Origin of the sequence: Porphyromonas canoris, from assembly GCF_000769115.1 — a bacterium.
Taxonomy (GTDB): domain Bacteria; phylum Bacteroidota; class Bacteroidia; order Bacteroidales; family Porphyromonadaceae; genus Porphyromonas_A; species Porphyromonas_A canoris.
The window spans coordinates 1-25,606 of record NZ_JQZV01000003.1 but is presented as its reverse complement, the minus strand read 5'-3'; the positions used below and the strand labels follow the sequence as shown (position 1 = coordinate 25,606).

Sequence of the window (25,606 nt, the reverse complement as noted above, 5' to 3'; positions counted from 1 at the left end):
GTGAGGTTATTCCTGACTCTTTGTCTCTATCGTATCCAATTTTATGGCTTGAGCCGCCTTGTTTTTCTTTTCATCGACCACCTTTGCATAGATTTGCGTTGTCTTCACATTCGTGTGTCCCAGCATCTTGCTTACGGTATAAATGTCTGTACCGCTGGCAAGTTGTAGAGTCGCGTAGGAGTGGCGGAAGCAATGAAAGCTTATGGACTTTTTGATGCCTGCAGCCTCTATCCAACGCTTTAGAGGTTTAGAAATCCATGACGGATTAGGTAAGTCTTCAAAAACCAGTTGTTCTGGCAATCTTGGTTCTCCACATAGTTGTAAGGCTTGTTCCGAAATAGGCATATACTCCACCCCCTTGGTTTTCTTTTGAGTGAAATGTAACCTCGGCTGTTCTCCATCCATGTTGATCTCTTTCCACTTTAGTTTCTGAATATCACAGTGGCGTAATCCTGTCAGAGCAGAGAAAAGAGCTGCCCGTTTCATCACCTCACGATCACAAGGAGTTGAAGCAAGCGTATTTAACTCCTCTACGGTAAGGTATTCACGGCGAGACTCCTGTTCCTGAATACCTTTTATTTTGGCGGATATATCAACGGTCAGATAACCATCTATAAATGCCTGTTTGAGAGCTGCCTTGAAAATAGAAAAATAAGTGGATGCCGTATTGTGAGAAATAGTACCACATTTATTTCCTCCACGAGGTGCTGTTAAAAGGAATCGTTTGTATTCCTCTGCAAAAGCATTGTCGATTTTGAAAAACGGCAAATTGTCCCCAGCATACATTTTAAGAAAATCCAGAGCTCTCTTCCAATTGACAAGAATAGAAGTGGAGCTATTTTTGTGTCGCTTGTACATCGCCTCTCGAAAATAGCCAATGAAGTTTTGTTGCAAACGTTCCTTTTGCTCCGCCTGTGCCGTATCTGTATCACTGTACAAATCGGCATTATCGTATTCTCTTTGACGGAGCTTTCGCACCTCATCGGCATAGATACAAGCTTCTTGATCGACCTCACTTTTGCACTGTATCACTCCATTCAAATCTCGCTTGGGTTTGTACGATTTGCTCGAAGATGTTGTGCGTGCAGTCCGAGTTTTATCCCAGACTACCGTAGTTACTATGCGGTTGAGATACTCACGGACACGTTGTGGTTCGGATTTGCCCGCAGTATAGACTGGATAACTCTCAATGTAGAGATACCACTCATTTCTATATGCACTCTTGCGAAGTCTCACAGTTACTTTCGTGTTGTGTAATTCTTTTCTCATGTGTATCTAAGGTTATTTGTAGAGTTGGTCTATCTCTGACTTTGGGGCATAGACATAATTGCCAATCTGCCTTATGGGGATGGAAAACTTTCTGATATGCTTATATACCGTCCCTTCCGTGACACCAAACTTGGCTGTTATTTCACCAATTGTGTAACAATACTCGGGTTCAAGGTTGTAAAGCTTAGCCTCATTTCTTCTTCTCGCCTTTTGCTCATCAATAGGCCTCAGATTAAAGTTGCGTTCTAAATCTTCTTTACAGATACGAGTCATCCTTTTTCCCAAGTTATAACTTCGGAGAGCCTTACTTCTGACGAGTCGATATAGTGTATCTCTGCAAACGTCATATAAAGCAATAGCATCAGGGATAGAGAGGTAAGGTTGATCCTTGGGAACCTTTGCAGCCTTCTCTCTCCGTAGCTCTTCTAACTTTTCCTCTCGCTTCTTTTGTGAATACGCAGACCTTGAGCATTGTATAGAACAATACCTTGATGTGATTGTCTTGGCTAGAAAGGTCTTCCCACACAATTCGCACTTTCGCTCAATCTGAAATTTTGCAGCTGGCATACGCTTTTCTTATCTATCTGATAATCAATTTATATTTTTATTTAAGTCGCACTTTATACACTAATAAGTCGCGGCACAAATATGGTACAAATATACGACTAAAATCGATAGAAAACGAAGAAATACGAGAAACTCTAGAAAATAAAAATAGCAGTAAGTTATTATCTTACTGCTATTTACTGTTTATTTGATGCTCGTTTGTGAGCGTAATTATTTCACTTCTTCAAAATCCGCATCCGTAACATCTCCTTCCTGATTTGCATCACCACCACCGGCATTAGCAGATGAAGCGTTAGGATTAGGTTGAGGACCTCCGGCTTGTGCACCTTGCTGAGCATACATCTGTTGGCTTGCTTCTTGGAAGATAGCGTTGAGCTTATCCATTGCAGCATCAAGTCCGGCAATGTCTTGAGCTTTGTGCTTCTCCTTAAGGTCGGCAAGAGCTGTCTCTATTTCGCTCTTCTTGTCGGCAGGAAGCTTATCGCCAAGATCCTTGAGGCTCTTCTCTATTTGGAAGATCATGCTGTCTGCTTGGTTCAGCTTGTCTATGCGCTCACGCTCTTTTTGGTCTGCTTCTGCATTTGCCGCAGCTTCGTCCTTCATGCGTTGGATCTCTTCTTCCGAAAGACCGGTAGATGCTTCGATGCGGATAGCTTGCTCTTTGCCGGTAGCCTTATCTTTTGCACTTACGTTCACGATACCATTGGCGTCGATGTCGAATGTTACTTCGATTTGAGGCACACCACGTGGTGCAGGAGGAATACCATCGAGAGAGAAACGACCGAGTGTTTTATTGTCTCTCGCCATAGAACGCTCGCCTTGAAGCACGTGGATGTCTACGGACGGCTGATTGTCCGCAGCAGTAGAGAATACTTGGCTCTTCTTTGCAGGGATAGTGGTGTTGGCATCTATAAGCTTTGTCATCACTCCGCCAAGTGTTTCGATACCGAGAGATAGAGGTGTAACGTCCAATAGAAGCACATCTTTCACATCTCCGCTGAGTACTCCACCTTGTATCGCAGCACCGAGAGCCACCACTTCGTCCGGATTTACGCCCTTGGATGGAGCTTTGCCGAAGATCTTTTGTACAATCTCCTGAATAGCCGGTACACGGGTGGAACCTCCCACCAAGATTACTTCGTCGATGTCCGAAGCCTTGAGTCCTGCATCGGACAATGCTTTCTGACAAGGAGCCACACAGGCTTGGATGTACTTGTCTGCCAGCTGTTCAAACTTTGCTCTGGTCAATGTACGCACCAAGTGTTTGGGGATACCGTTTACGGGCATGATGTATGGAAGGTTGATCTCTGTAGATGCAGAAGAAGATAGCTCTATCTTTGCCTTTTCTGCTGCTTCCTTTAGACGTTGGAGCGCCATAGGATCTTCGCTGAGTGTCAATCCTTCATCTTTGCGGAACTCATCCACAAGCCACTCGATGATAACGTGGTCGAAGTCATCACCACCCAAGTGTGTATCTCCATTTGTGGAGAGTACTTCAAAGACGCCATCGCCCAATTCGAGGATAGAGATATCGAATGTACCACCACCAAGGTCGAATACAGCGATCTTCTTATCTGTTGTACTCTTATCCAAGCCATAAGCAAGAGCTGCGGCAGTAGGTTCGTTCACGATACGCTCTACTTTAAGACCTGCAATCTCGCCTGCTTCTTTTGTTGCTTGACGTTGAGCATCCGAGAAGTATGCCGGAACAGTTACCACCGCAGATGTTACCTCTTCTCCAAGATAATCTTCCGCCGTCTTCTTCATCTTCTGAAGAATCATCGCAGAAATCTCTTGAGGAGAGTAAAGACGACCGTTAATATCTACGCGGCAAGAGTCGTTATCTCCCTTAACAACCTTATAAGGAAGCTTGCTTGCTTCGTTTGCCATGTGTCCGAATGTCTCTCCCATAAGTCTCTTAATAGAGAATATGGTATTTTGAGGATTCGTGATAGCTTGACGCTTAGCAGGATCTCCCACCTTACGTTCTCCGTTTTCCACGAATGCCACTACTGAAGGTGTTGTTCTTTTACCTTCGCTATTTGCAATTACTACCGGCTCGTTACCTTCCATTACAGATACGCAGCTGTTGGTAGTACCTAAGTCAATTCCGATTATTTTTCCCATTATATATAATTGTTTTTAGTTTGTTCGTTCATTTCGGAAAGCTCTCTTTCGAGCATTCCACACAATAAAATTCAAACGGTGTGCCAACAGATTAAAGCTGGCAGAGTACACTGACAAGAGCTTAACTCTGGCAGAATGTATGACAGACATCTATGACACCTCTTGGATAGCATAGCAGATAACGTGCCAAATATGACTAAAAAAAAGACTCCCACCTCTAAAAGAGGCAGGAGTCCTTGAGTATTTTGGTAGATGAAAGTGTTTCTTACTTCACCTTATCTACGATAGCCTTGAATGCTTCCGGATGATTCATTGCAAGATCTGCAAGAACCTTACGGTTGATTTCTATACCGTTTGCATGAAGAGCACCCATAAACTTAGAGTAGCTCATACCTTCTTGACGAACAGCTGCATTGATACGTTGGATCCAAAGAGCACGGAAGTTACGTTTTTTGTTCTTACGGTCTCTGTAAGCGTATGTAAGACCCTTTTCCCAAGTGTTCTTAGCAACGGTCCAAACATTCTTACGGGCTCCGTAATAGCCACGAGTGAGCTTCAAAATTCTTTTTCTCTTCGCTCTTGAAGCAACATGATTGACTGATCTAGCCATAGTTTAAAATTGTTTTGTGAGACTTAGCGGATTATGGAATCTCTTACTCCTTTGCGGGGCTAAGTGCTCTGTTAAAAAAATCTGTACAAATACTACTTTCAGGAGCCTCTGTTATCTGAGGTTAAGCATTCTCTTCACACTGGCTTCGTCCACTTTATGAACAAGACCGGTAGCGGTAAGATGACGTTTTTGCTTAGTTGTCTTCTTAGTCAGGATATGACTCTTAAAAGCGTGTTTGCGCTTGATTTTACCTGTTCCGGTAAGGGTAAACCTTTTCTTCGCACCGGAGTTAGTCTTCAATTTAGGCATTTTCGTACGTTTGTATTGTTTGTTAAACATAATGTTGTTGCGCAGCCATAAGCGCAATCAACACTTAAAATATATGAATTATCGAGTCAAGAGCTTTGCAGCTGCTTTACTTTTTAGTCTTCTTAGGAGAGAACATCATGATCATTCTCTTACCTTCCAACTTGGGTAGCTGGTCTACTTTAGCGTATTCCTCCAAGTCGTTTGCAAACTTAAGCAGAAGCATCTCTCCCTGATCCTGGAAAAGGATGGATCGTCCACGGAAAAAGACGTAAGCCTTAACCTTTGCACCATCTTCGAGGAATCCTATCGCATGCTTGAGCTTGAAGTTATAATCATGCTCGTCTGTCTGAGGTCCGAAGCGAATCTCCTTCACCACGACCTTTACAGATTTTGCTTTCTGCTCCTTCAGTTTCTTTCTTTGCTGATAAAGAAACTTCTGGTAATCCATTATTCTACACACCGGAGGCTCACCATTAGGAGAAATCTCCACGAGATCCAAGCCCTGTTCCTCTGCCATTGCAAGAGCTTTCTGAGTAGGATAGATACCTTGCTCTACATTATCTCCTACGAGACGAACCTCTTTTACACGGATCTTCTCATTTAATCTATGCTGATCCTTATCGTCTTTCTTGTTGTTTATCGCCATTCAGTACTTTTTTCTGTTGCCGGTGAATATGGGTGTGTATGTTATAATGTATATGTATAATCAAAATAGGGATTAAGCCTGCCATGCATTAAGCATAGACTCAACCTCTTCGTTCAAATTCTTCGCAAAGGTAGTAAATTCTTCCGAACCTTTATCACCTTCACCTTGCTTTCTTACAGATACCGTGTTGGTTTCCATCTCTTTTTCTCCTACGATAAGCAGGTAAGGGATGCGTTTAAGCTCGTTATCCCGGATCTTTTTGCCGATTTTCTCATTTCTGTCATCCACCGAAGAGCGAATATCTTGAGAAGCAAAGTAGCGAGAAACATTATAAGCATAGTCGTTATACTTTTCGCTGATAGGCAGGATAACCACCTGATCCGGTGTAAGCCATAGAGGGAACTTTCCGGCAGTGTGTTCGATAAGCACTGCCACAAAACGCTCCATAGATCCGAATGGTGCTCTGTGAATCATCACAGGGCGGTGTTTCTTGTTATCCTCTCCGGTATATTCGAGGTCGAAGCGTTCCGGGAGGTTATAATCCACCTGAATGGTACCGAGCTGCCAACGGCGACCAAGGGCATCCTTCACCATGAAGTCAAGCTTAGGTCCATAGAATGCCGCTTCTCCATATTCTATTACGGCACTCAAACCTTTCTCCTGACAAGCTTCTATGATCGCTGTTTCTGCTTTTTCCCAGTTTTCCTCGCTTCCGATATATTTACTTCTGTCCTCTTTGCTTCTGAGCGATATTTGCGCTTCAAAGTTTTCAAAGTTGAGAGCTTTGAAGATGATGAAGATGATATCCACAACCTTCAAGAACTCTTCTTTCAGCTGATCGGGACGGCAGAAGATGTGCGCATCATCTTGGGTAAACCCTCTTACACGGGTAAGACCGTGAAGCTCTCCGCTCTGTTCATAACGATAAACCGTACCGAACTCTGCCAGACGCACCGGAAGATCTCTATACGAACGAGGCTTCACCTTGTACATCTCGCAGTGGTGAGGGCAGTTCATCGGCTTAAGCATGAACTCTTCTCCCTCTTGAGGTGTAAGAATAGGGCGGAAAGCATCTTCCTTGTACTTCTCATAGTGTCCGGAAGTAACGTATAGAGCCTTGTTACCGATATGCGGAGTCATCACCTGATCATAACCATAACGCTTTTGGATCTTCTTCAAGAAGTCTTCGAGCGAAAGGCGAAGCTGTGTACCTCTCGGCAGCCACAAGGGAAGCCCTGCGCCCACATTTTGTGAGAAAGCAAAGAGCTCCAACTCTTTACCGATGCGCCTGTGGTCTCTCTTTTTGGCTTCTTCCAGAAGAACGAGATACTCATCGAGCATCTTCTTCTTAGGGAAAGTGATACCATATATACGTGTGAGCTGCTTGCGCTTTTCGTCTCCACGCCAGTATGCACCCGCAATGGAGAGCAGCTTTATAGCCTTTATGGGCGATGTGTCTCTCAGGTGAGGACCGCGACAGAGATCGGTAAATCCTCCCTGTGTATATGTTGTGATGGTACCGTCTTCAAGGTCTGTTATAAGCTCTATCTTATATTCGTCTCCTTTTTGGTTCCAGTACTCCAAAGCGTCCGACTTGCTTATGGCACGTCTTTGCAGCGGGCATCCTTGAGATGCCAACTCTTTCATCTTGTTCTCTATTGCAGCCAGATCGGAGTCTTTTATCACTCTGTCGCCAAGATCCACATCGTAATAGAAACCGTTCTCGATAGCCGGACCGATACCGAACTTCACTCCTGGATAAAGCTCTTGCAATGCTTCCGCCATGAGGTGAGCACTGGTGTGCCAAAACGCATGCTTGCCTTCTTTGTCGTCCCACTTGTGAAGAATGATGGAAGCATCCTCCGTAATGGGCGTGGCAAGGTCGGAATTTTTACCATTTATAGACGCCGAAAGGACATCTCCGGCCAATCTGGAGCTGATAGACTCCGCTATTTGAAGAGGAGTGATACCGGACTCGAACTCTCTCTGAGAGCCATCGGGGAAAGTTATCGTTATTTGAGACATAAGTTCCTATTGAATCTATTTTTTGATCTAAATATTGTGCAAAGATACTTCTTTTAGTGTATAAATAAAAGAATGAACCTGTTATATTCTTTGAAGCAAACTTTGACTGTCGCAAAGCAAGCCGTGAGTTTTTGCGGAGCAAGCCGTGAGTTCTGCAAAGCAGGTCATGAGTTTTGCAAATCGAGCCGTGAATCAGGGAAAACAAGGCTCAGTTTTGACCTTTTATACCGTTTAGAGCAACCTCTTTCAAGGTTTGGAGAATGTTCTGAACAGCTTCGGAGAAAAAAATCTTTCGGGAGAAGACATCCGGACAGACACCTGAAAAAGAAAGAGGATGCGCCTTGATGAAAGACGCACCCTCTCTTATTCTTCGGGTCTAAACGGATGTTTAGAACGATAGCTGCTCTATGTACTTGTCTATATCTTGAGCATCTTGAGAAGCGTAGTACTTTTCCTTGATGGTTTTGTAGCATTCCAAAGCCTTGTCATTCTGACCAAGATGCTTGTAAACGGTTGCCGCTTTCTTCAAATATATCGGAGAGATCAGCTCGTTATCGGCACTCTTTGCTGCTTTTTCAAAGTAGCCGATGGCTTCCTGATACTTGTCTTGCTCTACATAGCAGTCTCCGATAAGACCGATCAAAGCAGGTGCGACCATGGTATCCGAAGAGTCGAACTTCTTCAAATGCTCTTCAGCCTTTGCATAGTCTCCGAGCTTGTAGTAGCAGATACCTGCATAAGCATGAGCCACATTGCCTGTAGGTGTATCGTCATACTTTTTGATTACGTCCAAGAAACCCATGATGTCTGCACCGTTACCGTTGAGAGCAAGCTGGAAAGAGTCTTTGGCGAAATAGTTTTCCGCAACGAAGATGCTCTTTTCTGCATTCTTCTCATGGGGTTGTTTGTACAGATACTTGTATCCCAAAATGAGACCCACCAAAGCTACTGCTGCTATGATGACAAAGACAATAGCTTTCTTGTTTTCGTCTAAAAATTTCTCCGAACGGGTTATAGCTTCCGCTGTAGTCTCTCCTAACGAAGAGTGTTGTTTCTGATCCTTCATTTTTAGTCTCGTAATCTAAATGTGACTTTTAAGTTTATGCTCAAAAAATTAGAGAATAATTCATTCCGCCCACAAAAGTACAAAATAAAGTTGAATACCCTGATACTACCATCTTAATTTTGTAGCGGATAGAGAGCGGAAAGAAAGCCGGGCAAACGGACAGGTTTACTTTTGAGACAGTTTTTTCTGCCAGTCCCAAGCGCTCAGAAGAGTCTCAGCCAACTCTTTTTCTGCCCGCCATCCCAACACTTCGTTGGCATGTTTGGGATCTGCCCAGACCTTTTCTATGTCTCCCTCTCTTCGTCCTACAATCTTGTACGGAAGAGCCACGCCGGTAGCTTCTTGAAAGGTATGCACCAGCTCCAGAACGCTGACGCCTCGTCCCGTTCCGATGTTAAAGACCTCCATCTGTTCGCCTTTATCGCTCTTGAGCATACGATCCATGGCGATGACGTGCGCTTTGGCAAGGTCTACCACATTGATATAGTCTCTGATGCAAGAGCCGTCCGGTGTGTCGTAATCATCCCCGAAGACACTCAGTTCGGCACGGATGCCGGCTGCGGTTTGCGTGATGTAAGGGACAAGATTTTGGGGTACGCCGATGGGAAGCTCGCCTATCTTGGCAGAGGGATGCGCGCCTATCGGGTTGAAGTAGCGCAGCAGAATAGCTTTGTAAGGCGCACCGGAGTAGATGGTGTCGCGTATGATCTCTTCGTTGATCTGCTTCGTGTTGCCATACGGAGAGAGTGCAGGTTTTGTGGGAGCCGCTTCCGTGACGGGAAGTATATCCGGCTGCCCGTAAACGGTGCAGGATGAGGAGAAGACGATACCCTTGACATAATGCTCGGACATCAGCTCCAGCAGGTTCAGTAGTGTTACTATATTGTTACGGTAATAGAGCAGTGGTTTCTGCACAGACTCCCCTACCGCCTTGCTTGCAGCGAAATGAATAATACCCTCTATACCCGGATGAGAAGAGAAGATGCGGCTTAGCCCCTCTTTATCGTTGCAGTCCAACTCATAAAACAACGGACGCACACCCGATATGGACTCTATCCCGTCTATCACTTCTTTATTGGAATTGGAAAGGTTATCCACGATAATGACATCATATCCGGCTGCTTGAAGCTCCACGGTGGTATGAGAACCGATATAACCGGTACCGCCGGTTACCAAAATTGTTTTCTTATTCATATCTAATTCTTTGGGTTTTTGCTCTCGCAAATTTAAGAAACTTTCTGCAATATAACGGCTCCGATTTTACCCTTAATGCACAGACAAAAAGAGAGGAACAAAATACCGATTTATAGCTATTGTGTAGAAAGAAAGGTATGTATAGTTTTGCACAAAAATTCAGAAGTAGAATATTCTATGCTCTGTTCTGTATAAAGCAATGACTCGCATCATCTTTACCCTCTTGGGTATATTCATATACTCTGCCTCCTTTGCACAGCAAGGGAAGAAGCGCAACGCCGATGACTACCGGGAGATCGAGGAAGTAGTGGTAACGGCAACCCGTACTCCGAAAAAGATATCTAACTCCTCTGTGATGACGCAGGTGATCACCGCCAAACAGATAGAGTCCAGAGGACTTACGGACATTAAATCTCTTCTGTCGCAAGAGGTACCGGGGCTTACGTTCAATGAGGTCGGTTTCGGAACAAGCATCAATATGCAAGGGCTTAGTGGCAAACACATCCTTTTCCTTATAGATGGAGAGCGTATGGCAGGAGAGAGTGGCAATAATATAGACTACCAGCGGATCAATCTGAACAATATAGAAAGGATAGAGATTGTCCAAGGTGCCGGGTCTGCCATCTATGGTACGCAGGCAATGGGAGGCGTCATCAATATCATCACGAAAAAGCCCAAAGATCGTTTTCGACTCTCACTGGACACGAAGTGGAGCCCGGCTTATCAGACGAACTATCCCTCGATAGAAGCAGGCGATAAATACGCTCTCTTCAAACGAAATGCCGATGCACCCAACCTGAACGGCTCGTTGACCGCATCCTACCGCCATAGCAAGTGGAGTACACAGACCACACTGACGCATCGGAGTGCGGACGCTTACGCTCTCTATGACAGCGAAGGGCTCAAAAAACATTTCAAGAAACAGGATCTTACCATCACGCTGCCGGTAAGCACTTCCCCGACCAATGTCTCAGGCTTCCGTACCAACAGCGTACGTGAAGTGTTGACATTCACTCCGAACAAAAGGCTCTCCCTCTCCGCTACGGGCACTCTGTACGAGATGAGCAAGTATGATCTCAATCCGGACAACCTTTACGAATACAACACGGATATCGCCGGAAGCATCTCCGGAACATATACATTTGATAATAAGGGAATGCTCAAGCTCACGCTTTCGGGTGATCAGTACAACAAGTACAAGAAGTTCGAACTGATAAAAGGACGCAAAGACCTCATCTACAAACACCGTTTGGTGCAGCCGCGCCTCTCGTACGTCCGGAAGATCGGAGAGCATCACGAGCTGAGCCTTGGCGCAGAATACTTCGACGAGATGCTTTACACGGATAAGTTTACCAATGTTGGCTACTCCGCCCGAAGCCAGCACAGCGCATCTCTTTACGTTCAAGAGGACTGGCAGATCACTCCCCGCTTTGGCATTATAGCCGGGCTGAGAGGAGATTATCACAACGCTTACGGCTTCAATCTTGCACCCAAAGCGGCAGCCATATATAAGCTGATGCCGGTAACGCTCCGCTTCAATTACGGCGCAGGATACCGATCGCCGAGTATCAAAGAGCTGCACATGAACTGGGATCATCTCGGTATGTTCATGATCTATGGCAACTCCGCACTTCGACCGGAGCGCAACCACTACTTCTCTCTCTCTTCCGAGTATGTCTCCGGACGCTTCTATGCGCTGATCTCCGGCTACTACAACAGCTTCTCCAACAAGATCGAGGGCATTTGGCGGAACAATCAAAAAGAACTTCATTACAACAACATCGAGTCTTCTCTCCTTGCCGGACTGCAGGCACAGATACGATTCAATCCGTTTGTGAACGGGCTTCATCTCCACGCTTCTGCCAGCTACCTCCACCCCACAAAGAACAAAAGTCTCCAGCTCAACACACAAAGCACTCTGTCCGGAACGCTTCGTGCCGAGTACGATCGCTCATGGGAAAAGAGCGGCATCAACATCAACCTTTCCGGTTCGTATATCGGCAAAAAGGAGTTTGACGTCCAAGAAGATCTCGAACAAAACGGTACCACGACAACGGAATACTACACGACAATCATTCCGGCGTACTCCCTCTGGCACGTTTCCCTCTCCTATCGCCACGACAAAGTAGGTCAGATAACGCTCGGAGTGGACAACATATTCGACTACCACGCAGGTATCGTCAGCTTCAATTCATACACGGGGATCGGGCGAAACGCTTTTGTATCTCTGCATCTCAAGATATAGTCTGCCCCCGTTTTACTTCAAACACAACTTATATACTTATCACTTATGAACAGAACAATCTTTATCTCGCTTGTCATACTGGCAGCGCTATCACTGACATCGTGCGGAAAAAAGCCCGGAGAAGCTCCATCTCCCGATGCTTCTGCAAAAGAGTACACACAGAGCAAACCTACCGAGTTTCAAGGAGAATGGATCTACTTCTCTTTTGCTACGGGCAAAGAAGTGGGAGGCGTTACAGAGTCCAACTATCAAGAGCGTTCAGACTGGGATATAGCGTTCAACTCCTTCTTCTTCCGTACGAACAGCGGTAAGTCCGGCGAAGGGAAAGGTGGCGCACTCAAGACAGACAAGCAGAATCTTGCCGATGTCAAAGAAGCACCGATCACAGGATACGGCATAGACGAAGACTACGTTGCTCTCGGCTACAATGGTAAAGTGATCGAACACCAAACCACGGCAAACGTTGTGCTGAGCGGCATCTCCAAGATCCAGCTCCAACCAAGAGTAGACATCCGACTCGGTGAGGCAATCAGGTTCCAAGGACCTCCTCCCACTTATACACCCAACGAAAACATCTTCATCATCCGCACGGCGGACGGCAAGTATGCCAAAGTAAAGTTCGTCAGCTACTCCAATGCAGAAGGCAGACCGGGATACATCAGCTTCAAATATGTCTACCAAGCCGATGGCAGTACGAAACTGAACTAACTTCCATTATCTGGAATACAGACTATCCGCATCGCTACGGATAGACAAGCAGAAGAAGCCGTAAATCTATCTTTACGGCTTCTTATTTTTTGACGACAGACAAAACTCACTTATAGTCTACAGAAAAAAACTTTGGATTAGTAAGAAAATAAATTTCCGTGGCCAAGAAAAAATTTTTCATGGGCATGGAAAAAAATTTTCATGCGGACAGAAATATTTTTTCGTATATGCAGAAAAATATTTTTGCATATGCAGAAATTTATTTTCGTATATGCAAAAATTTATTGGTGTGCGGACGGAAATAAATTGGCGTGCGGACGAGAGTGTGCGATGACGGGATAGGGGGATTATTCTTCTTGCAACTCTTCTATTCCGGCAAAGTAGAGTGATGAGATTTCATCAAAAAAAGAACCGGCAAGCTCCTCTTTCACGGAGAAAGTCCATTGGTATCCGGAGAGAGAGCTTTCGGTATCTGCCGTCTCGGCAGAATAGGTCTTCGCCACACGCATGATGGTGTTGATGTCATCGAATCCGAAAGAGACTTTGTAGCGTCTGGCGAGGTCTATGGTGATGATTTCGGATGCCGCTATCGCCAGAGCGGCTGCTTCTTTGTAGGCCACGATGAGTCCGCCCGTCCCCAGCTTTATCCCCCCGAAGTAGCGAACAACGGCAACGAGGATATTGGTCAGTTCGGCGGAGTGTATCTGTCCCAAGATGGGCTTTCCGGCTGTGGAGGATGGTTCTCCGTCGTCGTTGGCTCTCTCTTGTCGCGTTCGCGTCCCCACGACATAAGCCCAGCAGACATGGCGAGCATCGAAATACTCTTTTCGCAACTTTGCTACCTCCTCCAGTGCTTCTTCCGGAGAGGCTACGGGGATGGCGAAGGAGATGAATTTGCTTCGCTTCTCGGTCAGGGCGCTTTGGGAGCGTTGAAGGATGGTCTTATATGCGGTCATTGCCGGTGAAGTATGGATAAGAGTTCGTTTCGCCAGTCGGCTCCGTTGTGGGGCATGATCGTTCGGAAGCCAAACTTTTTCCCCATCTCCACGTTTGCCTCTCCGTCGTCCACAAAGAGGGTTTTCTCCGGATCCATTCCGGAAATATCTATGGCTGCCTGAAAGATTTCGGCTTCCGGCTTGCACAGATTCATGTGATAGGAGCAAAAGGTCTTGTGGAAAAATCCTTCGAGCTTCCTTCTGTCGGGCAGGAAGGAGTTGCTATTACACCAATTGTAGATGAAAGGATTATTATTGCTGAGGAGATAAAGGTTGTAGTGAGGCAGAAGATGCTGCTCTATAAACTCAAACTTATAGGCTTGCGCTTCGCGGACAAAGCCGAGCAGGCAGTGCTCTATATCGTTATAGGTGTAGCTGCGTCCGTATCTCTGCGAGAGCGCCCGGACAAACTCGTAGGCGGAGAGCGTCCCTCGTTCAAGGTCGAGGAAAAGTCCGCTCTGCTTGTAGGGGTTAAGAAATTGGCGTGCATCATACACGCCAATCTCTTGAAATCTTTTTATGCTCTCCTCAATATCAAGATGGAGCAGGACGCCACCGAGATCAAGGACAATGTTTTCTATTTTCATCCGCAATGAGATTACTTCTTAAGCCATCTGTCGAACCAAGACCGGAAGCTTCTGTAGAACAACATTCCGTTTTGAGGCTTCAATATCCAGTGTGTTTCGTCCGGATACAACAACATCTCGGTTGGTATTCCTCTCATGCGTGCGGCATCGAAAGCCTGCATGCCCTGGGAGGCAAGGATGCGGAAGTCGTACTCCCCGTGACAGATGAAGATGGGAGTGTCCCACTCGCCCACAAAGCGGTGAGGAGAGGTGGCAAATGTTTTCTGCGCGGTGGCATTGCTCTTATCCCAGTATGGACCGCCCATATCCCAGTTGGCAAAGAACTTCTCTTCCGTTTCGAGATACTGCGCCTCAAGATTGAAGATACCGGCATGCGCGAAGAACGCTTTGAAGCGTTTGTTGTGATGTCCGGCAAGCCAATAAGTGGAGAATCCGCCGTAACTTGCGCCCGTACATCCCAAACGATCTTTATCTATATAAGGAAGGGTGGCGGCATGGTCAATGGCAGCAAGGTAGTCTTTCATGTTCTGACCACCATAATCTCCGCTGATCTGTTCGAGCCACTCCTTGCCAAAAGATGGTAAGCCTCTGCGGTTCGGTGCCACAATGACATATCCGAAAGAAGAGAATGTATTGAGGTTCCAACGATAACTCCAGAACTGGCTCACCGTACTCTGAGGACCTCCCTGACAGTAAAGAATAGCAGGATACTTCTTATTAGGATCGAAGAACGGAGGCTTCACGAACCATGTGAGCATCTTCTTACCATCCGTAGTGTCTATCCATACTTTCTCCACTTGAGCCATCTCTATACCGGCAAGCACGGCATCATTTTCTGTGGTGAGCTTTGTGAGCTTGCCCAATCCTCTATTCTTCTTGGTTTTCTTTGCAGGAAGCTCCACGCGGAAGAGATCCGTAGGGTGAGTGAAAGACTGAATACCGGTAACGAAGGTACGACCATTGCCTGAGAATGCCGTTACATCGTGTACGCCTTCGGTTATGGCCTCTATCTTGTCTGTGGCAAGATCTATCTCGTAGATATTGGTAAGAGCTTCTATGGTAGCGACAAAGCGAATCTTCTTTCCATCGGGTAGCCAAACGAACTGATCTACATGGTGTTCAAAGTAGGGAGCATGGTGCTTCTTCATCTGTGTCTTAAAATCCATCACAAACAGACGCTTAATATCCGCCTCATAACCATCGCGCTCCATACTGACCCAAGCAATGGACTGACCATCCGGAGAAAACATAGGATTGGTATCGTAGCCCATCATTCCTTCCGAAAGATTTACCGTAGTGGCTGTCTCTGTATCGAAAAGATAGATGTCTGTATTTGTGCTTACAGCATACTCCAATCCGACTTTCTTGCGGCAAGAGTAAGCCAAGTATTTGCCTTCATTAGACCAAGCGAACTGCTCGATTCCGGCATGAGGTTTGGTAGGAGCCTCGAACCACTCATCCGCTCTAAGTACAGGCAGGAGATCGCCGGCGATCTTATTGGAGCCGGTTTCTGCCTTCGCAACGAATGGTTTCGGTATGGAGACCTTCCACTCGTCCCAATGCTTATACATAAGATCGGTGTAGATCTTTCCGGAAATCTTGTCAAGGTCTTTGTTTCTATCCGTTGCGATATTGGGCAACTCCACATCTCTTACCACCACAACCTTTTCACGGTTTGGAGAAAAGAGGAATCCGGTAACATCAAAATCGAAACTTGAGAGCTGTACAGATGTCTTACTTACTGTATTATAAAGCCATATCTGAGAGAAGTCTCCCGCTTTTGCAACATAAGCAATCTCCGTATCCGATAAGAATGTAGCCTGAGAAGCTTTCTTGTCCGTACCTAAAATTACCTCCGGAGCACCTTTGCCATCAAGACGCGCCAATACCACTTCGGAAAGAATCTTATTGTCCTTGATATTGGGCATGGATCGGCTATAAAGATACATCTGACCATTGGGAGAGAGTGTAGGTGCCGAAATACGAGTAAGTGAAAGTAAAACTTCCGGAGTCATTGCTTTCTTCTCCGTAGAAGCACCGGGAGTAGCTGCTGTTGCGGATCCGCTCCCGAATCCGATAGCAGCACAGAGGCATGCCATAAAGAATGTTTTTTTCATGTAGAATGTCTGTTGCTTATTTATACTTATTCTTAAATCCTCAATTAAAAGGAGCCATAAAATAGAGATCTCGTAAAGAAATGAAACAAAACCTCTTTTTTATTCCTCCGCTAAAGTACTAATAATATATCAGCCCTACAAAAGAACCTCTGCCATACCAAACAAGCAGTTATGGCAGAGCACAAAAAAAAATGAAAGCCACACATCTGTTGTGTAGCTTTCACTCTATATCGTAGCCCTAATAGACAAAATATAAATACTCCGATCGCTATCCTATTAAGGGGCTATACGCTCCAATGTCCACTCTCCTCTTTCATCTTGTACGTAAAGAAAACGATCATGCAGACGACTCTCACGCCCTTGCCAAAACTCTATCCTATGCGGAATAACTTGGTAGCCTCCCCATGAGTCCGGTCTCGGAACTTCTCGTCCGGTATATTTGAGAGACTCTTTCATAAACTCCGTCATGATAAATGTACGAGATGGTATAGGTCTGCTCTGAGGAGAGATACGAGCTCCGACTCTGCTCTTATATGGACGAGTACGGAAGTAAGCATCCGAAACTTCCGAAGGAACCTTGGTGCAGACGCCCTCTATGTGTATCTGACGTTCGAACTGATGCCATAAAAATGTAAGCGACACATAGGGATTTGCAGCTATTTGCTCCCCTTTTCGGCTCTCGTAATTGGTGTAAAAAATAAACTTCCCATTCAAGATTTCTTTCAAAAGTACTGTCCGAGAAGAAGGATGACCATCCGGAGTTGCCGTCGTTACGATTACTGCCGTAGGTTCTATTGCTTGCTTTTCAACGGCCTCCTTTATCCACTCATCCACTTTTACAAGCGGATCTTTCGGCATATCCTTTCTATCAAGACTTCCGGCCTTAAAGTCTCGACGGATATCCTGTAGTTCTAAGCTCATAATGTATTATTAGTTAAAAATAGAAAGGTTCTAACAAGTGATACTTTGTATGCTCTGCTCATGAAGTGCAAGTCCTCCTTCGGATGTTTCACGATAAATACTGGGAAGATCTTTACCTGTCTGCTTCATGACGGAGACGACCTGATCAAAAGAAACCCGGTGAGTACCATCGGAAAAGTTGGCATAAGTATTAGCATCCAAAGCACGAGCAGCTGCAAAGGCATTACGTTCAATACAAGGTATCTGTACAAGTCCGCAAACGGGATCACATGTCAACCCCAGATGGTGTTCGAGTCCCATCTCTGCGGCATACTCTATCTGTTTGAGTGTTCCTCCAAAAAGCTGATTCGCTGCTGCCGCCGCCATACTGCAAGCAACCCCGACCTCTCCCTGACATCCGACCTCTGCTCCGGAGATAGAAGCATTTGTACGTGCAACGTTACCAAATAACCCTGCAGTAGCCAATGCTCTATGAATACGCTTTGGAGTGAAAGAACGAGAAGTAGATAGGTGATAAAGCACTGCCGGCAATACACCACAAGAACCACAAGTAGGGGCTGTAACTATACGGCCTCCCGCTGCATTCTCTTCCGAAACAGCAAGGGCATAAGAGTAAACCAATCCTCTACTCTGCACATTACTGCCATATCCTTTGGCTCGAATCATATAATCCCCTGCTTTTCGACGCAGATTCAATCCGCCGGGAAGAATACCCACTTCATCAAGCCCTCTTTCCACTGCCTCCTTCATTACCTTCCACACTTCGTCCAAATGCTCCCAGATCTCAGGACCTTCGTACTTCTCCACATACTCCCAATAATGAAGGCTGTTGGCCTTACAATAGTCCATAATCTCCGTAATAGTATTGTGCGGATAAACTTCCTGGGATGTCCGTTCGTCAAACTCTTCATTGGCAAGAGAACCACCGCCTACACTAAAAACCAACCACTCCTTGATAAGGATGTTTTCTGCATCAAAAGCTTCAAACCGAATCCCATTGGGATGGAAGTCCAACTCTGTCTTAGGTTCCCATACAATGATCGTAGGAGCTATAGGACGCAGTACATCGAGAACCGCAACATCTGTCATGTGACCAACACCCGTGGCAGCAAGACTTCCATACAACGTTGTACGGAAAGATGCCACTGTATCAGGCAGATCCTGTATGAAGATCTCTGCGGCCCTTTTAGGTCCCATGGTATGACTTGAAGATGGGCCATTGCCTATCTTATATATCTGTTTGATAGATTCCATAAATACTTTTTCTACTCCGGAAAGAAATTTTATCTACACACGACTTTTTTAACCGAACAAAGATACCAATAAAGTATTATTGATAATCATATCAGATACTATTTAAGGTCGTCTCCGGAGAACGTAAAAGGGAGAAGCATTCTGTTATCTTCCAAGACAACACTTTTATCTTTTCCTGCAAGAATAACCTTGTACGATTTATTGTAGCGATAAGATACCTCTACCATGACCTGCCTGCATGCTCCACATGGAGATATGGATGGTACTACCTCTCCACCGTGAATGGCTATGATAGCCAAGGCCTCTACGGAAGCATCCGGATATTGTGCATTTGCATAGAAGAGAGTTGTCCGCTCGGCACATATCCCGGATGGATAAGCCGCATTCTCCTGATTGGATCCAGAAACAATCTCCCCATTGGAAAGAAGAACGGCAGCCCCGACATGAAATCCGGAGTAAGGGGCATAGGCTTTTTCCGCAGCCTCTCGTGCTTTAGCCACAAGAGTCTGCTCTGTATCCGACAACTTGTCATTAGAACGCAGATGGTATGGTATAGTAATTTGTTTCTGATTCATAACTTAAGTTTTTGTAACCTCTAAGATACGAAAAAGCTACTTTACAACGGAAAAATTCACGTTGTAAAGTAGCTTTTGGGATTGCTCTAAAAATATATACTATAAGCTGATCTGACGTAGTAGGATCCGAAGATTGCCCATACTCGTACTGCAAAACGCACGAAGAAGAGAGCCTCTCTTACTCTTCTACGCTTCTAAGCTTCTGAACATATCTGGCCTTTTCCATCTGTTTTCTCTTAGTTACAGAAGGTTTAGTAAAAGCCTGACGTGCTCTAAGCTCGCGAACGGCACCAGTACGTTCAAATTTTCTCTTGAACTTCTTTAGGGCTTTTTCTATGTTCTCGCCCTCTTTCAATTGTACTACAATCATGATTTGTGTATATAGCTATTATTTTATTATTGTATCCAAACTTGATTTAATGGAAAGGAGAGCAAGCTCTACTTTGGTGTGCAAAGATACTAAGAACTTTGCATATAAGCAAGATAGGGAATAAAGAGCTACTTTTATGTTACTTCACTTTGCTCGCTATCCATTCATTAATCGCTGCTACAAGCAGGCTATTTTCTTCAGAGGAGCGTGTACTTACCCCTATAAACTGATTGCTCAAGCCACAAACATCATCCGTTGTCCGAATATTGATATTGCGATGCTCTGCAAGGAAACGTGCCAGTTCTCTTCCGTCTCCGACATTCAGCTTGATCAAGAAGTAAGGAGTATTTGATGGTAAAACCTCTATCTCCGGTATTGTTGCAAGAGTAGAGCGAAACTCTTCCGCACTGCGCAGCCACTTTCTTAAAGGAATGACAAACTGAGCCGGATGCACAAAAATATACTTCCCTGCCTCTTGTGCAATAGTGCTTATACTATAAGAAGCCACTTGCTTCTGCAACACCTTTCCAATGCCTTCCGGAGCAACAATATAAGCTAAGCGAAGTCCGGGTAGATTGTAACTTTTGGATACAGAAGAGAACATGATCATATTGCTCCTCTTGCCCATATCCGATGGCTTTAATGGATCGTCCAAGACGTAATTTCCATAGGTAATATTAAAGATAAAAGTTACATTGGGGTGGCTATCCACCATATCCAAAATATCTTTTCTCCTGTACTGTTTGCCGGAAACCGTATTCGGGTTTGCCATCCAGCAGAGGTCTATTCCCGTAAAGTCCAACTCGGACAGACTATTGACATCTCCGGAAAGAACTATCTCGTGATTACTTGCCTCACATCCCTCTATAAGTTTGCCTCCGCAAGGCGTAACAAAAAGAGATTTCTTTCGATCGAATATGCGAGCTATCACATTGACAGCAGTGAAAGTTCCTGCCGTAATGATCAGATTTCCATCCTTGAGTTCATAGCGACGAGCCAACAGACGACGAAGCGACTTGGCATCCCTTTCCGGATAAGAAGATATTATATCTATCTGTTCTATCAGATGGCTTTTAAGCTTATCCAACGTGGCTCCATACCATACATTGGTACCGAAATCCATCGGTTGCTTTTGTTCAAGTCTTGCAGCTGTTGTTCTCATATCTTTACTGGTGTTGTGAGGTATATTTATATCCGTTTCCAAGTACAAAGTTACCAAAGAATTTACAGAAAGAAAGTCCAAATGGCTTTTGCCCTCTTTACAATTTGCAAAGGTTATGTCCCATACGCTCTTTCTTTGTGATCATATACTGATAGTTGTACTTGTTGGGTGTTACCTCTATGGGCACATTCTCTACTACTTCGAGCCCGTAGGCTTCAAGTCCGATGCGCTTTACAGGATTGTTGGACATGAGTCTCATCTTCTGTACACCCAACAGATGTAGCATACTTGCTCCCACTCCATAGTCTCTCTCATCGGCATTGAAGCCCAGATGTAAATTTGCATCTACTGTATCCAAGCCCTCTTCTTGCAATTTATAGGCTTCTATCTTAGCCATCAGACCTATTCCACGTCCTTCCTGATTCAAGTAGATTACCACACCTCGTCCTTCTTCTTCTATCTTTCTTAATGCGGAGTGAAGCTGTTCTCCACACTCACAGCGCATAGATCCGAAGATATCCCCTGTTGCACAAGAAGAGTGAACACGAACCAGCACCGGCTCTCCATCTGCAATATCTCCCTTGATGATGGCTATATGCTCCAATCCGTTTGATTTCTGTTTGAATGGGACTATTGTAAAGTCTCCATACAGCGTCGGAAGATGGGCGGAGGCTCCTTTCTCCACTATCGAGTCGTAGCGGAGACGATATTGAATGAGATCTTTGATGGTAATGATATTAAGGTCAAACTGCTTGGCGATCTCTACCAACTGTGGCAAGCGAGCCATAGTACCATCATCATTGATCACTTCTATAAGACACGCCACTGGTTCAAGACCTGCAAGTTTACAGAGATCTACCGAAGCCTCTGTGTGTCCGGCACGACGAAGTACCCCTTTTTCCTTTGCCCTCAGAGGACTTATATGTCCGGGTCTTGCAAGCATATTGGGTGTAGTCGCAGGATCGGCAAGAGCCAGTATCGTCATTGCTCTATCATACATGGATACACCCGTGGTACACCCCTTACCTATCAAGTCCACCGTCACAGTAAATGGGGTTTCGTGCAGAGAAGTATTATCCTGCACCTGCATAGGGAGCTGAAGTTGCGCAGCCCTGGTTTCGGATATTGGAGCACACAATACACCGCGACCATATCGCATCATAAAGTTGATGATTTCAGGAGTAACCTTCTCTGCCGCTATCACAAAGTCGCCTTCATTTTCGCGGTCTTCATCATCCACAACGATAACAATTTTACCCTGTTTTATATCTTCAATAGCCTGTTCTACGCTGGCAAGTTGGAATTCCATAGCTTTCCTTTCCGAGTTATTTATATGTTTAATATGTTATATGTCCGTTTTTACGCTTCTCTACCGGCATATTCCCGAAGCGATGTCAGTGTTACCTGCATCTGCTTGAGCGATTTACGAAGTTGTCGAGTACGTATATAGTAATATCCGAAAACCATTAGCCCCAAAGGAAGAAGTATCATCAATAATTTATTGAGCCATCCAAACCTTGACTGAGGCAAGAACGCTATTGTCGAGAGCAAGGGTACTTCTGCCAGTTTGGATACCAACAGCAGATCCCGGCTATTAGCCAAATACTCCACAAGCTGCTCTGTACGCATCACAAGATTTCGTCTGGACTTCTGCGCATCTTTGTCCAAGAAGAGAGCCCGATAGCTAAGAAGCGGAGCTTCCTGCTCTTGCTTTACCAAGCGATCGAGATCATCTATTTCAGCCATAGCTCTGCTCTTCTCCACATCGACCATGGTAACTTCTTTGAACTCTACCTTACGAGCCGTAGCCGATCCGAATAGCTTCTTAACAAAGAGTATATACGCATCCACATTCAGTTTGGAAGAGTCTTTGGTCGCAATGTAGCTCAGCCAAATGCCTATCGGTATCAACACCATTGTCGGAAGCCAAATACCGAACCACACCATCCACTTTCCGTCACGTCCCATTCTGTATCCGATGGAATCCATGATAAAGTAAAAGATAAAAAAGAGCACTGCTATGATGGATGGAGTACCGAGTCCGCCCTTACGAATGATCGCACCAAGCGGGGCCCCGATAAAGAAGAAGACGATACAGGCAATAGGTATGGTCAGTTTCTTATGCCACTCTATTAGATTTCGTCTGTACACACGGCTCTGATCCTCCACTATCGTCTGATCGAATGCAATGGACTCTCTGTTCGAGCTGAGCGACTCACGAGCTTGAGATATTATGAAAAGACGTTTCTCAAGATCTGCCTTCTCTAATTTCTTATATACATTGAACGTTTCTTTCTCCTCATCCGAAAGTTTGGCATATCTGTTTTCGGGATTTGCCAAGACGATCTCCGAGGTATTTTCAGAGGCATTCGAGACCTCTTTTTTCTGCTGGTCCGTACCGCTGAGATCAGGCATTTCGGGATAGACAACCCCTTGCTCCATTTGCGAAGCAGCCGTATCCGTAGCTGTATCCGAACCTGCAGCGATGCTGTCCTCGTTGAAGCCCTCGGCATAAGAAGCGGCAAGAAACTCTTCTTCCGTTTGGATGATATCCGACCCCTCTTCCGGATTTTCAAAGACCCGGCTCGGCGTACGCACGGTGCGTTCCGAAGCAAATGTCTTGAGGTAAGATTTGTTGAGCATCAGCGTTGCCACCTCTGCCTGAAGAGAGTCCACCACAAACCTCATGGAGTCCGTATAGTGTCCGAGCTGTTGAATATTCTTTCCGACAAACTGGGATGAAATCACGTCTTGATCCATCAGGCTGAAAGAGGCATCGTATGCAGAGACAAGATCTTTCTGTTCAAAAATTTCCCGACGATACGGAACAAGCTCTCCATAAGGGTCGGAAGCATGTCCTCGAAGATTCTCAAAAGACTCACCACTATAAAGTCGCATGACCAGCTTGTTGCTCTCCGCATAGGAGAAGAGACGTGCAGAGTCCGCCAGAATAATGCGTGCATCCGAATGTCCTTGCGAAAAATCGTAGATGATCACATCCCTTAGCATCTTTTTCTGGACATCTTTCTTCTTGACGTAGATGCTCATGTGCGGAATGCGACTATAGAATGAACCCTCCGGAATCTCCAGTTCCGGAGCTTTATTACTCGCCGAAAAGTAAAGGGTATAAAACTTAACTTGACTCTTGATCAGCCAGTCGTTCTGAAACGTATAGCTTCCTATTGCCAGCAGAACCACCACCACAAAGACCGGCTGCATTACCTTATAGAGCGGAATCCCGGCTGTCTTTATTGCCAAAAGTTCCAGTTTCTCGCCCAGACTGCCGAAGGTCATCAGCGAAGCGAGCAGCACCGCTAGAAAGAGTGCTTGCGGAACCACCGATACGGCAGCATAGAAGATCAGCTCAAAGAGCAAGAATCCGTCTATTCCCTTGCCCACAACATCCTCCACGATACTCCAAAGAGCCCGCATCACCACTACGAACCATGCGATGAGAAAGTTCATAGCCAAGAGCGGGAAAAACTTTTGAAGCGTATATACGTAAAGCCTTTTTGTTCCTAACATCTATGTTGTAAGCCGTCTGTGTATGAGTGTTTCATTCTTTGCCCAAAGCCTTATCCCGGCTTTAGACATCTGCAAAGATAGGGATATTTACCGATAATGAACCCCATCCTTCTCCGGCAGTTACGAGACACTCTCTGTATGGCGATCTATCGCAGGCTTACAGGGATTTTGAAGTAGGATCGCGAGGCATCATGGTCCGTAAAGCGTAACCCCAAGGCGGTGTGAGGGAAAGAGTGGCAACGGCAGACGGAGAAGATAAGCCTTCCGGAGGAAACGATAGAAGAGCAGAAAGCAGATGCAGGAGCATTGCTTTCTGCTCTTTTTTGTGTGGAGACTTTTGTGCCTGAATCTGCTTAGAAAATAGAACAAACAGGTTTAGAACTTTCGTTGAACCCTTTCGGAGGTCTGAAGCAAGGTGCGATTGTTGGGAATTGAGGTTTGAGTTGTGAAGATCAAGGCGTGAATTGTATCAGTCAAGCCACGAATTGTGGCGGTCAAGGCATGATTTCAGACGGCAAAACTATTCAGAGGAAGTTTTATAAGCGTTTATCTCAAGTTGTTTCAGTATTCGATATATGATTTTGAACAGAGATATTTTTATAATACCTTTGTAAGTATTAAGGAACGATCATGCTTTGGAATACGGCTCACTGTCTGCCGTCTTCTCTCTGTTATGCGTTTTGTTCAATCAGATCATTGAAAGAGAAAATAACAAAATTTATGATTATGAAAAGAGTACTATTTTTATTACTGGCTGTATCCCTGTCTGTTATGGGATGCAAGAAAGATCCCAAAGAGCCTGCAAAAGCTCCCACGGTAGCAACCGGCTCTGTTTCCAACATCACCACAACAAGTTTCGAGTGCGAGGGGAATGTCTCTGCAGATGGAGGAGCGGCGGTTACGGATCGTGGCGTCTGCTATGCCATGAGTTCGTCTCCCACTATTTCCAATGACAAAGTCTCCGGAGGCTCCGGGACCGGCAGCTTCAAGGTAAGCATCGGCAACCTTACTCCGGGCAAGGTCTACCATGCACGTGCGTACGCAACCAATTCCGCCGGTACGGCTTACGGGCAGGAGGTGAAAGTAACCCTGGTGAAGGTGGTGGAAGGCATCGCTGTATCTCCCACGGAAAAGAGCGTAGTTGCAGGGGAGAAGTTCAAGATTCAGGTAACGTTCTCACCTGCGGATGTTCCGAACAAGGCGGTTACATGGAGCAGCTCGGCATCGGACATCGCTTCCGTTGACAGCAACGGAGAGGTAACCACGCATAAGGAAGGCAGTGCCACCATTACTGCTACATCCGTGGATGGCGGTAAGACAGCCACCTGCCGGGT

Annotated in this window: 23 protein-coding genes; 3 read left to right on the top strand and 20 right to left on the bottom strand. The window is 45.5% G+C overall.

Going from position 1 to position 25,606, the window contains the following annotated elements:
* Positions 1 to 6: 6 nt before the first annotated feature.
* The 9 genes from HQ43_RS00825 to galE all read right to left on the bottom strand — a co-directional run bounded on the left by HQ43_RS00825 (position 7) and on the right by galE (position 9,813).
* A complete protein-coding gene (locus HQ43_RS00825) occupies positions 7 to 1,269 on the bottom strand; it encodes a site-specific integrase (protein WP_036788521.1) in 1,263 nt (420 codons plus the stop codon).
* A gap of 12 nt (positions 1,270 to 1,281) precedes the next feature.
* Positions 1,282 to 1,836 (bottom strand): helix-turn-helix domain-containing protein, encoded by a 555-nt coding sequence (locus tag HQ43_RS00820; RefSeq protein WP_036788519.1) that lies wholly within the window; start codon positions 1,834 to 1,836, stop codon positions 1,282 to 1,284.
* 210 nt (positions 1,837 to 2,046) lie between these two features.
* Complete coding sequence (dnaK, locus tag HQ43_RS00815; RefSeq protein WP_036788513.1) at positions 2,047 to 3,963, bottom strand: molecular chaperone DnaK; 1,917 nt, start codon at positions 3,961 to 3,963, stop codon at positions 2,047 to 2,049.
* 265 nt (positions 3,964 to 4,228) lie between these two features.
* Positions 4,229 to 4,573 (bottom strand): 50S ribosomal protein L20, encoded by a 345-nt coding sequence (rplT, locus tag HQ43_RS00810; protein ID WP_036788510.1) that lies wholly within the window; start codon positions 4,571 to 4,573, stop codon positions 4,229 to 4,231.
* A gap of 111 nt (positions 4,574 to 4,684) precedes the next feature.
* Positions 4,685 to 4,882 (bottom strand): 50S ribosomal protein L35, encoded by a 198-nt coding sequence (rpmI, locus tag HQ43_RS00805; protein WP_036789010.1) that lies wholly within the window; start codon positions 4,880 to 4,882, stop codon positions 4,685 to 4,687.
* A 106-nt stretch (positions 4,883 to 4,988) separates the two neighbouring features.
* Positions 4,989 to 5,528, bottom strand: coding sequence for a translation initiation factor IF-3 (infC, locus tag HQ43_RS00800; protein WP_036788507.1), 540 nt, complete (start codon positions 5,526 to 5,528; stop codon positions 4,989 to 4,991).
* Between the two features lie 72 nt (positions 5,529 to 5,600).
* Positions 5,601 to 7,553 carry a threonine--tRNA ligase gene (gene thrS, locus HQ43_RS00795; RefSeq protein ID WP_036788504.1) on the bottom strand — a complete coding sequence of 651 codons (1,953 nt, stop codon included), beginning with the start codon at positions 7,551 to 7,553 and terminating at the stop codon, positions 5,601 to 5,603.
* 388 nt (positions 7,554 to 7,941) lie between these two features.
* Positions 7,942 to 8,619 (bottom strand): tetratricopeptide repeat protein, encoded by a 678-nt coding sequence (locus HQ43_RS00790; protein ID WP_036788501.1) that lies wholly within the window; start codon positions 8,617 to 8,619, stop codon positions 7,942 to 7,944.
* A gap of 165 nt (positions 8,620 to 8,784) precedes the next feature.
* Positions 8,785 to 9,813, bottom strand: coding sequence for a UDP-glucose 4-epimerase GalE (galE, locus tag HQ43_RS00785; RefSeq protein ID WP_036788499.1), 1,029 nt, complete (start codon positions 9,811 to 9,813; stop codon positions 8,785 to 8,787).
* A gap of 199 nt (positions 9,814 to 10,012) precedes the next feature.
* On the opposite strand from galE, the gene HQ43_RS00780 reads away from it, so the two are divergent.
* A complete protein-coding gene (locus tag HQ43_RS00780) occupies positions 10,013 to 12,058 on the top strand; it encodes a TonB-dependent receptor plug domain-containing protein (protein WP_036788496.1) in 2,046 nt (681 codons plus the stop codon).
* A 45-nt stretch (positions 12,059 to 12,103) separates the two neighbouring features.
* The gene (locus HQ43_RS00775) at positions 12,104 to 12,766 is read left to right on the top strand and encodes an HmuY family protein (RefSeq protein ID WP_036788494.1); all 663 of its coding nucleotides are present in this window, start codon (positions 12,104 to 12,106) and stop codon (positions 12,764 to 12,766) included.
* A gap of 347 nt (positions 12,767 to 13,113) precedes the next feature.
* Here the strand turns inward: HQ43_RS00775 and HQ43_RS00770 are convergent, their stop codons facing one another.
* The 11 genes from HQ43_RS00770 to HQ43_RS09850 all read right to left on the bottom strand — a co-directional run bounded on the left by HQ43_RS00770 (position 13,114) and on the right by HQ43_RS09850 (position 24,579).
* Positions 13,114 to 13,722, bottom strand: a complete 609-nt coding sequence (locus tag HQ43_RS00770; RefSeq protein ID WP_036788491.1) for an IMPACT family protein — start codon at positions 13,720 to 13,722, stop codon at positions 13,114 to 13,116.
* Positions 13,719 to 14,348, bottom strand: coding sequence for an HAD family hydrolase (locus HQ43_RS09605; protein WP_081964502.1), 630 nt, complete (start codon positions 14,346 to 14,348; stop codon positions 13,719 to 13,721). Before HQ43_RS09605 ends, HQ43_RS00770 begins: the two co-directional genes overlap by 4 nt.
* A gap of 11 nt (positions 14,349 to 14,359) precedes the next feature.
* On the bottom strand, positions 14,360 to 16,465 hold the full coding sequence (locus HQ43_RS00760; protein ID WP_081964501.1) for a S9 family peptidase: 2,106 nt from the start codon (positions 16,463 to 16,465) through the stop codon (positions 14,360 to 14,362).
* Positions 16,466 to 16,741: 276 nt separating this feature from the next.
* Entirely contained in the window at positions 16,742 to 17,386 is a 645-nt protein-coding gene (pdxH, locus tag HQ43_RS00755) for a pyridoxamine 5'-phosphate oxidase (RefSeq protein ID WP_036788488.1), read from the bottom strand.
* A gap of 30 nt (positions 17,387 to 17,416) precedes the next feature.
* Positions 17,417 to 18,640 carry an L-serine ammonia-lyase gene (locus HQ43_RS00750; RefSeq protein ID WP_036788485.1) on the bottom strand — a complete coding sequence of 408 codons (1,224 nt, stop codon included), beginning with the start codon at positions 18,638 to 18,640 and terminating at the stop codon, positions 17,417 to 17,419.
* A gap of 98 nt (positions 18,641 to 18,738) precedes the next feature.
* Entirely contained in the window at positions 18,739 to 19,215 is a 477-nt protein-coding gene (gene cdd / locus HQ43_RS00745; RefSeq protein ID WP_036788482.1) for a cytidine deaminase, read from the bottom strand.
* 178 nt (positions 19,216 to 19,393) lie between these two features.
* Complete coding sequence (gene rpsU, locus HQ43_RS00740) at positions 19,394 to 19,585, bottom strand: 30S ribosomal protein S21 (protein ID WP_036788479.1); 192 nt, start codon at positions 19,583 to 19,585, stop codon at positions 19,394 to 19,396.
* 139 nt (positions 19,586 to 19,724) lie between these two features.
* On the bottom strand, positions 19,725 to 20,747 hold the full coding sequence (locus tag HQ43_RS00735) for an aminotransferase class I/II-fold pyridoxal phosphate-dependent enzyme (RefSeq protein WP_036789007.1): 1,023 nt from the start codon (positions 20,745 to 20,747) through the stop codon (positions 19,725 to 19,727).
* Between the two features lie 97 nt (positions 20,748 to 20,844).
* Positions 20,845 to 22,056, bottom strand: a complete 1,212-nt coding sequence (locus HQ43_RS00730) for a bifunctional 3,4-dihydroxy-2-butanone-4-phosphate synthase/GTP cyclohydrolase II (RefSeq protein WP_036788477.1) — start codon at positions 22,054 to 22,056, stop codon at positions 20,845 to 20,847.
* Positions 22,057 to 22,106: 50 nt separating this feature from the next.
* Positions 22,107 to 24,272: an LptF/LptG family permease gene (locus HQ43_RS09360; protein ID WP_052102979.1), complete on the bottom strand. Its 2,166-nt coding sequence runs from the start codon at positions 24,270 to 24,272 to the stop codon at positions 22,107 to 22,109.
* A gap of 157 nt (positions 24,273 to 24,429) precedes the next feature.
* Entirely contained in the window at positions 24,430 to 24,579 is a 150-nt protein-coding gene (locus HQ43_RS09850; RefSeq protein ID WP_161785855.1) for a hypothetical protein, read from the bottom strand.
* Positions 24,580 to 24,998: 419 nt separating this feature from the next.
* Here HQ43_RS09850 and HQ43_RS00720 point away from each other — a divergent pair.
* A partial coding sequence (locus tag HQ43_RS00720; protein ID WP_161785854.1) for an Ig-like domain-containing protein occupies positions 24,999 to 25,606 on the top strand: 608 nt, incomplete at its 3' end.

Bases quoted from the DNA above. Each gene is read 5' to 3' on its own strand.
- HQ43_RS00780 (WP_036788496.1), top strand. From the start codon at position 10,013: ATGACTCGCATCATCTTTACCCTCTTGGGTATATTCATATACTCTGCC.
- HQ43_RS00825 (WP_036788521.1), bottom strand. From the start codon at position 1,269: ATGAGAAAAGAATTACACAACACGAAAGTAACTGTGAGACTTCGCAAG.
- HQ43_RS00750 (WP_036788485.1), bottom strand. From the start codon at position 18,640: ATGGAATCTATCAAACAGATATATAAGATAGGCAATGGCCCATCTTCA.
- HQ43_RS09850 (WP_161785855.1), bottom strand. From the start codon at position 24,579: ATGCTCCTGCATCTGCTTTCTGCTCTTCTATCGTTTCCTCCGGAAGGC.
- HQ43_RS00730 (WP_036788477.1), bottom strand. From the start codon at position 22,056: ATGGAATTCCAACTTGCCAGCGTAGAACAGGCTATTGAAGATATAAAA.
- HQ43_RS00760 (WP_081964501.1), bottom strand. From the start codon at position 16,465: ATGAAAAAAACATTCTTTATGGCATGCCTCTGTGCTGCTATCGGATTC.
- dnaK (WP_036788513.1), bottom strand. From the start codon at position 3,963: ATGGGAAAAATAATCGGAATTGACTTAGGTACTACCAACAGCTGCGTA.
- infC (WP_036788507.1), bottom strand. From the start codon at position 5,528: ATGGCGATAAACAACAAGAAAGACGATAAGGATCAGCATAGATTAAAT.
- HQ43_RS00775 (WP_036788494.1), top strand. From the start codon at position 12,104: ATGAACAGAACAATCTTTATCTCGCTTGTCATACTGGCAGCGCTATCA.
- thrS (WP_036788504.1), bottom strand. From the start codon at position 7,553: ATGTCTCAAATAACGATAACTTTCCCCGATGGCTCTCAGAGAGAGTTC.
- galE (WP_036788499.1), bottom strand. From the start codon at position 9,813: ATGAATAAGAAAACAATTTTGGTAACCGGCGGTACCGGTTATATCGGT.
- HQ43_RS09360 (WP_052102979.1), bottom strand. From the start codon at position 24,272: ATGTTAGGAACAAAAAGGCTTTACGTATATACGCTTCAAAAGTTTTTC.
- HQ43_RS09605 (WP_081964502.1), bottom strand. From the start codon at position 14,348: ATGAAAATAGAAAACATTGTCCTTGATCTCGGTGGCGTCCTGCTCCAT.
- rpsU (WP_036788479.1), bottom strand. From the start codon at position 19,585: ATGATTGTAGTACAATTGAAAGAGGGCGAGAACATAGAAAAAGCCCTA.
- HQ43_RS00770 (WP_036788491.1), bottom strand. From the start codon at position 13,722: ATGACCGCATATAAGACCATCCTTCAACGCTCCCAAAGCGCCCTGACC.
- rpmI (WP_036789010.1), bottom strand. From the start codon at position 4,882: ATGCCTAAATTGAAGACTAACTCCGGTGCGAAGAAAAGGTTTACCCTT.
- HQ43_RS00820 (WP_036788519.1), bottom strand. From the start codon at position 1,836: ATGCCAGCTGCAAAATTTCAGATTGAGCGAAAGTGCGAATTGTGTGGG.
- HQ43_RS00790 (WP_036788501.1), bottom strand. From the start codon at position 8,619: ATGAAGGATCAGAAACAACACTCTTCGTTAGGAGAGACTACAGCGGAA.
- HQ43_RS00735 (WP_036789007.1), bottom strand. From the start codon at position 20,747: ATGAGAACAACAGCTGCAAGACTTGAACAAAAGCAACCGATGGATTTC.
- rplT (WP_036788510.1), bottom strand. From the start codon at position 4,573: ATGGCTAGATCAGTCAATCATGTTGCTTCAAGAGCGAAGAGAAAAAGA.
- pdxH (WP_036788488.1), bottom strand. From the start codon at position 17,386: ATGAGCTTAGAACTACAGGATATCCGTCGAGACTTTAAGGCCGGAAGT.
- cdd (WP_036788482.1), bottom strand. From the start codon at position 19,215: ATGAATCAGAAACAAATTACTATACCATACCATCTGCGTTCTAATGAC.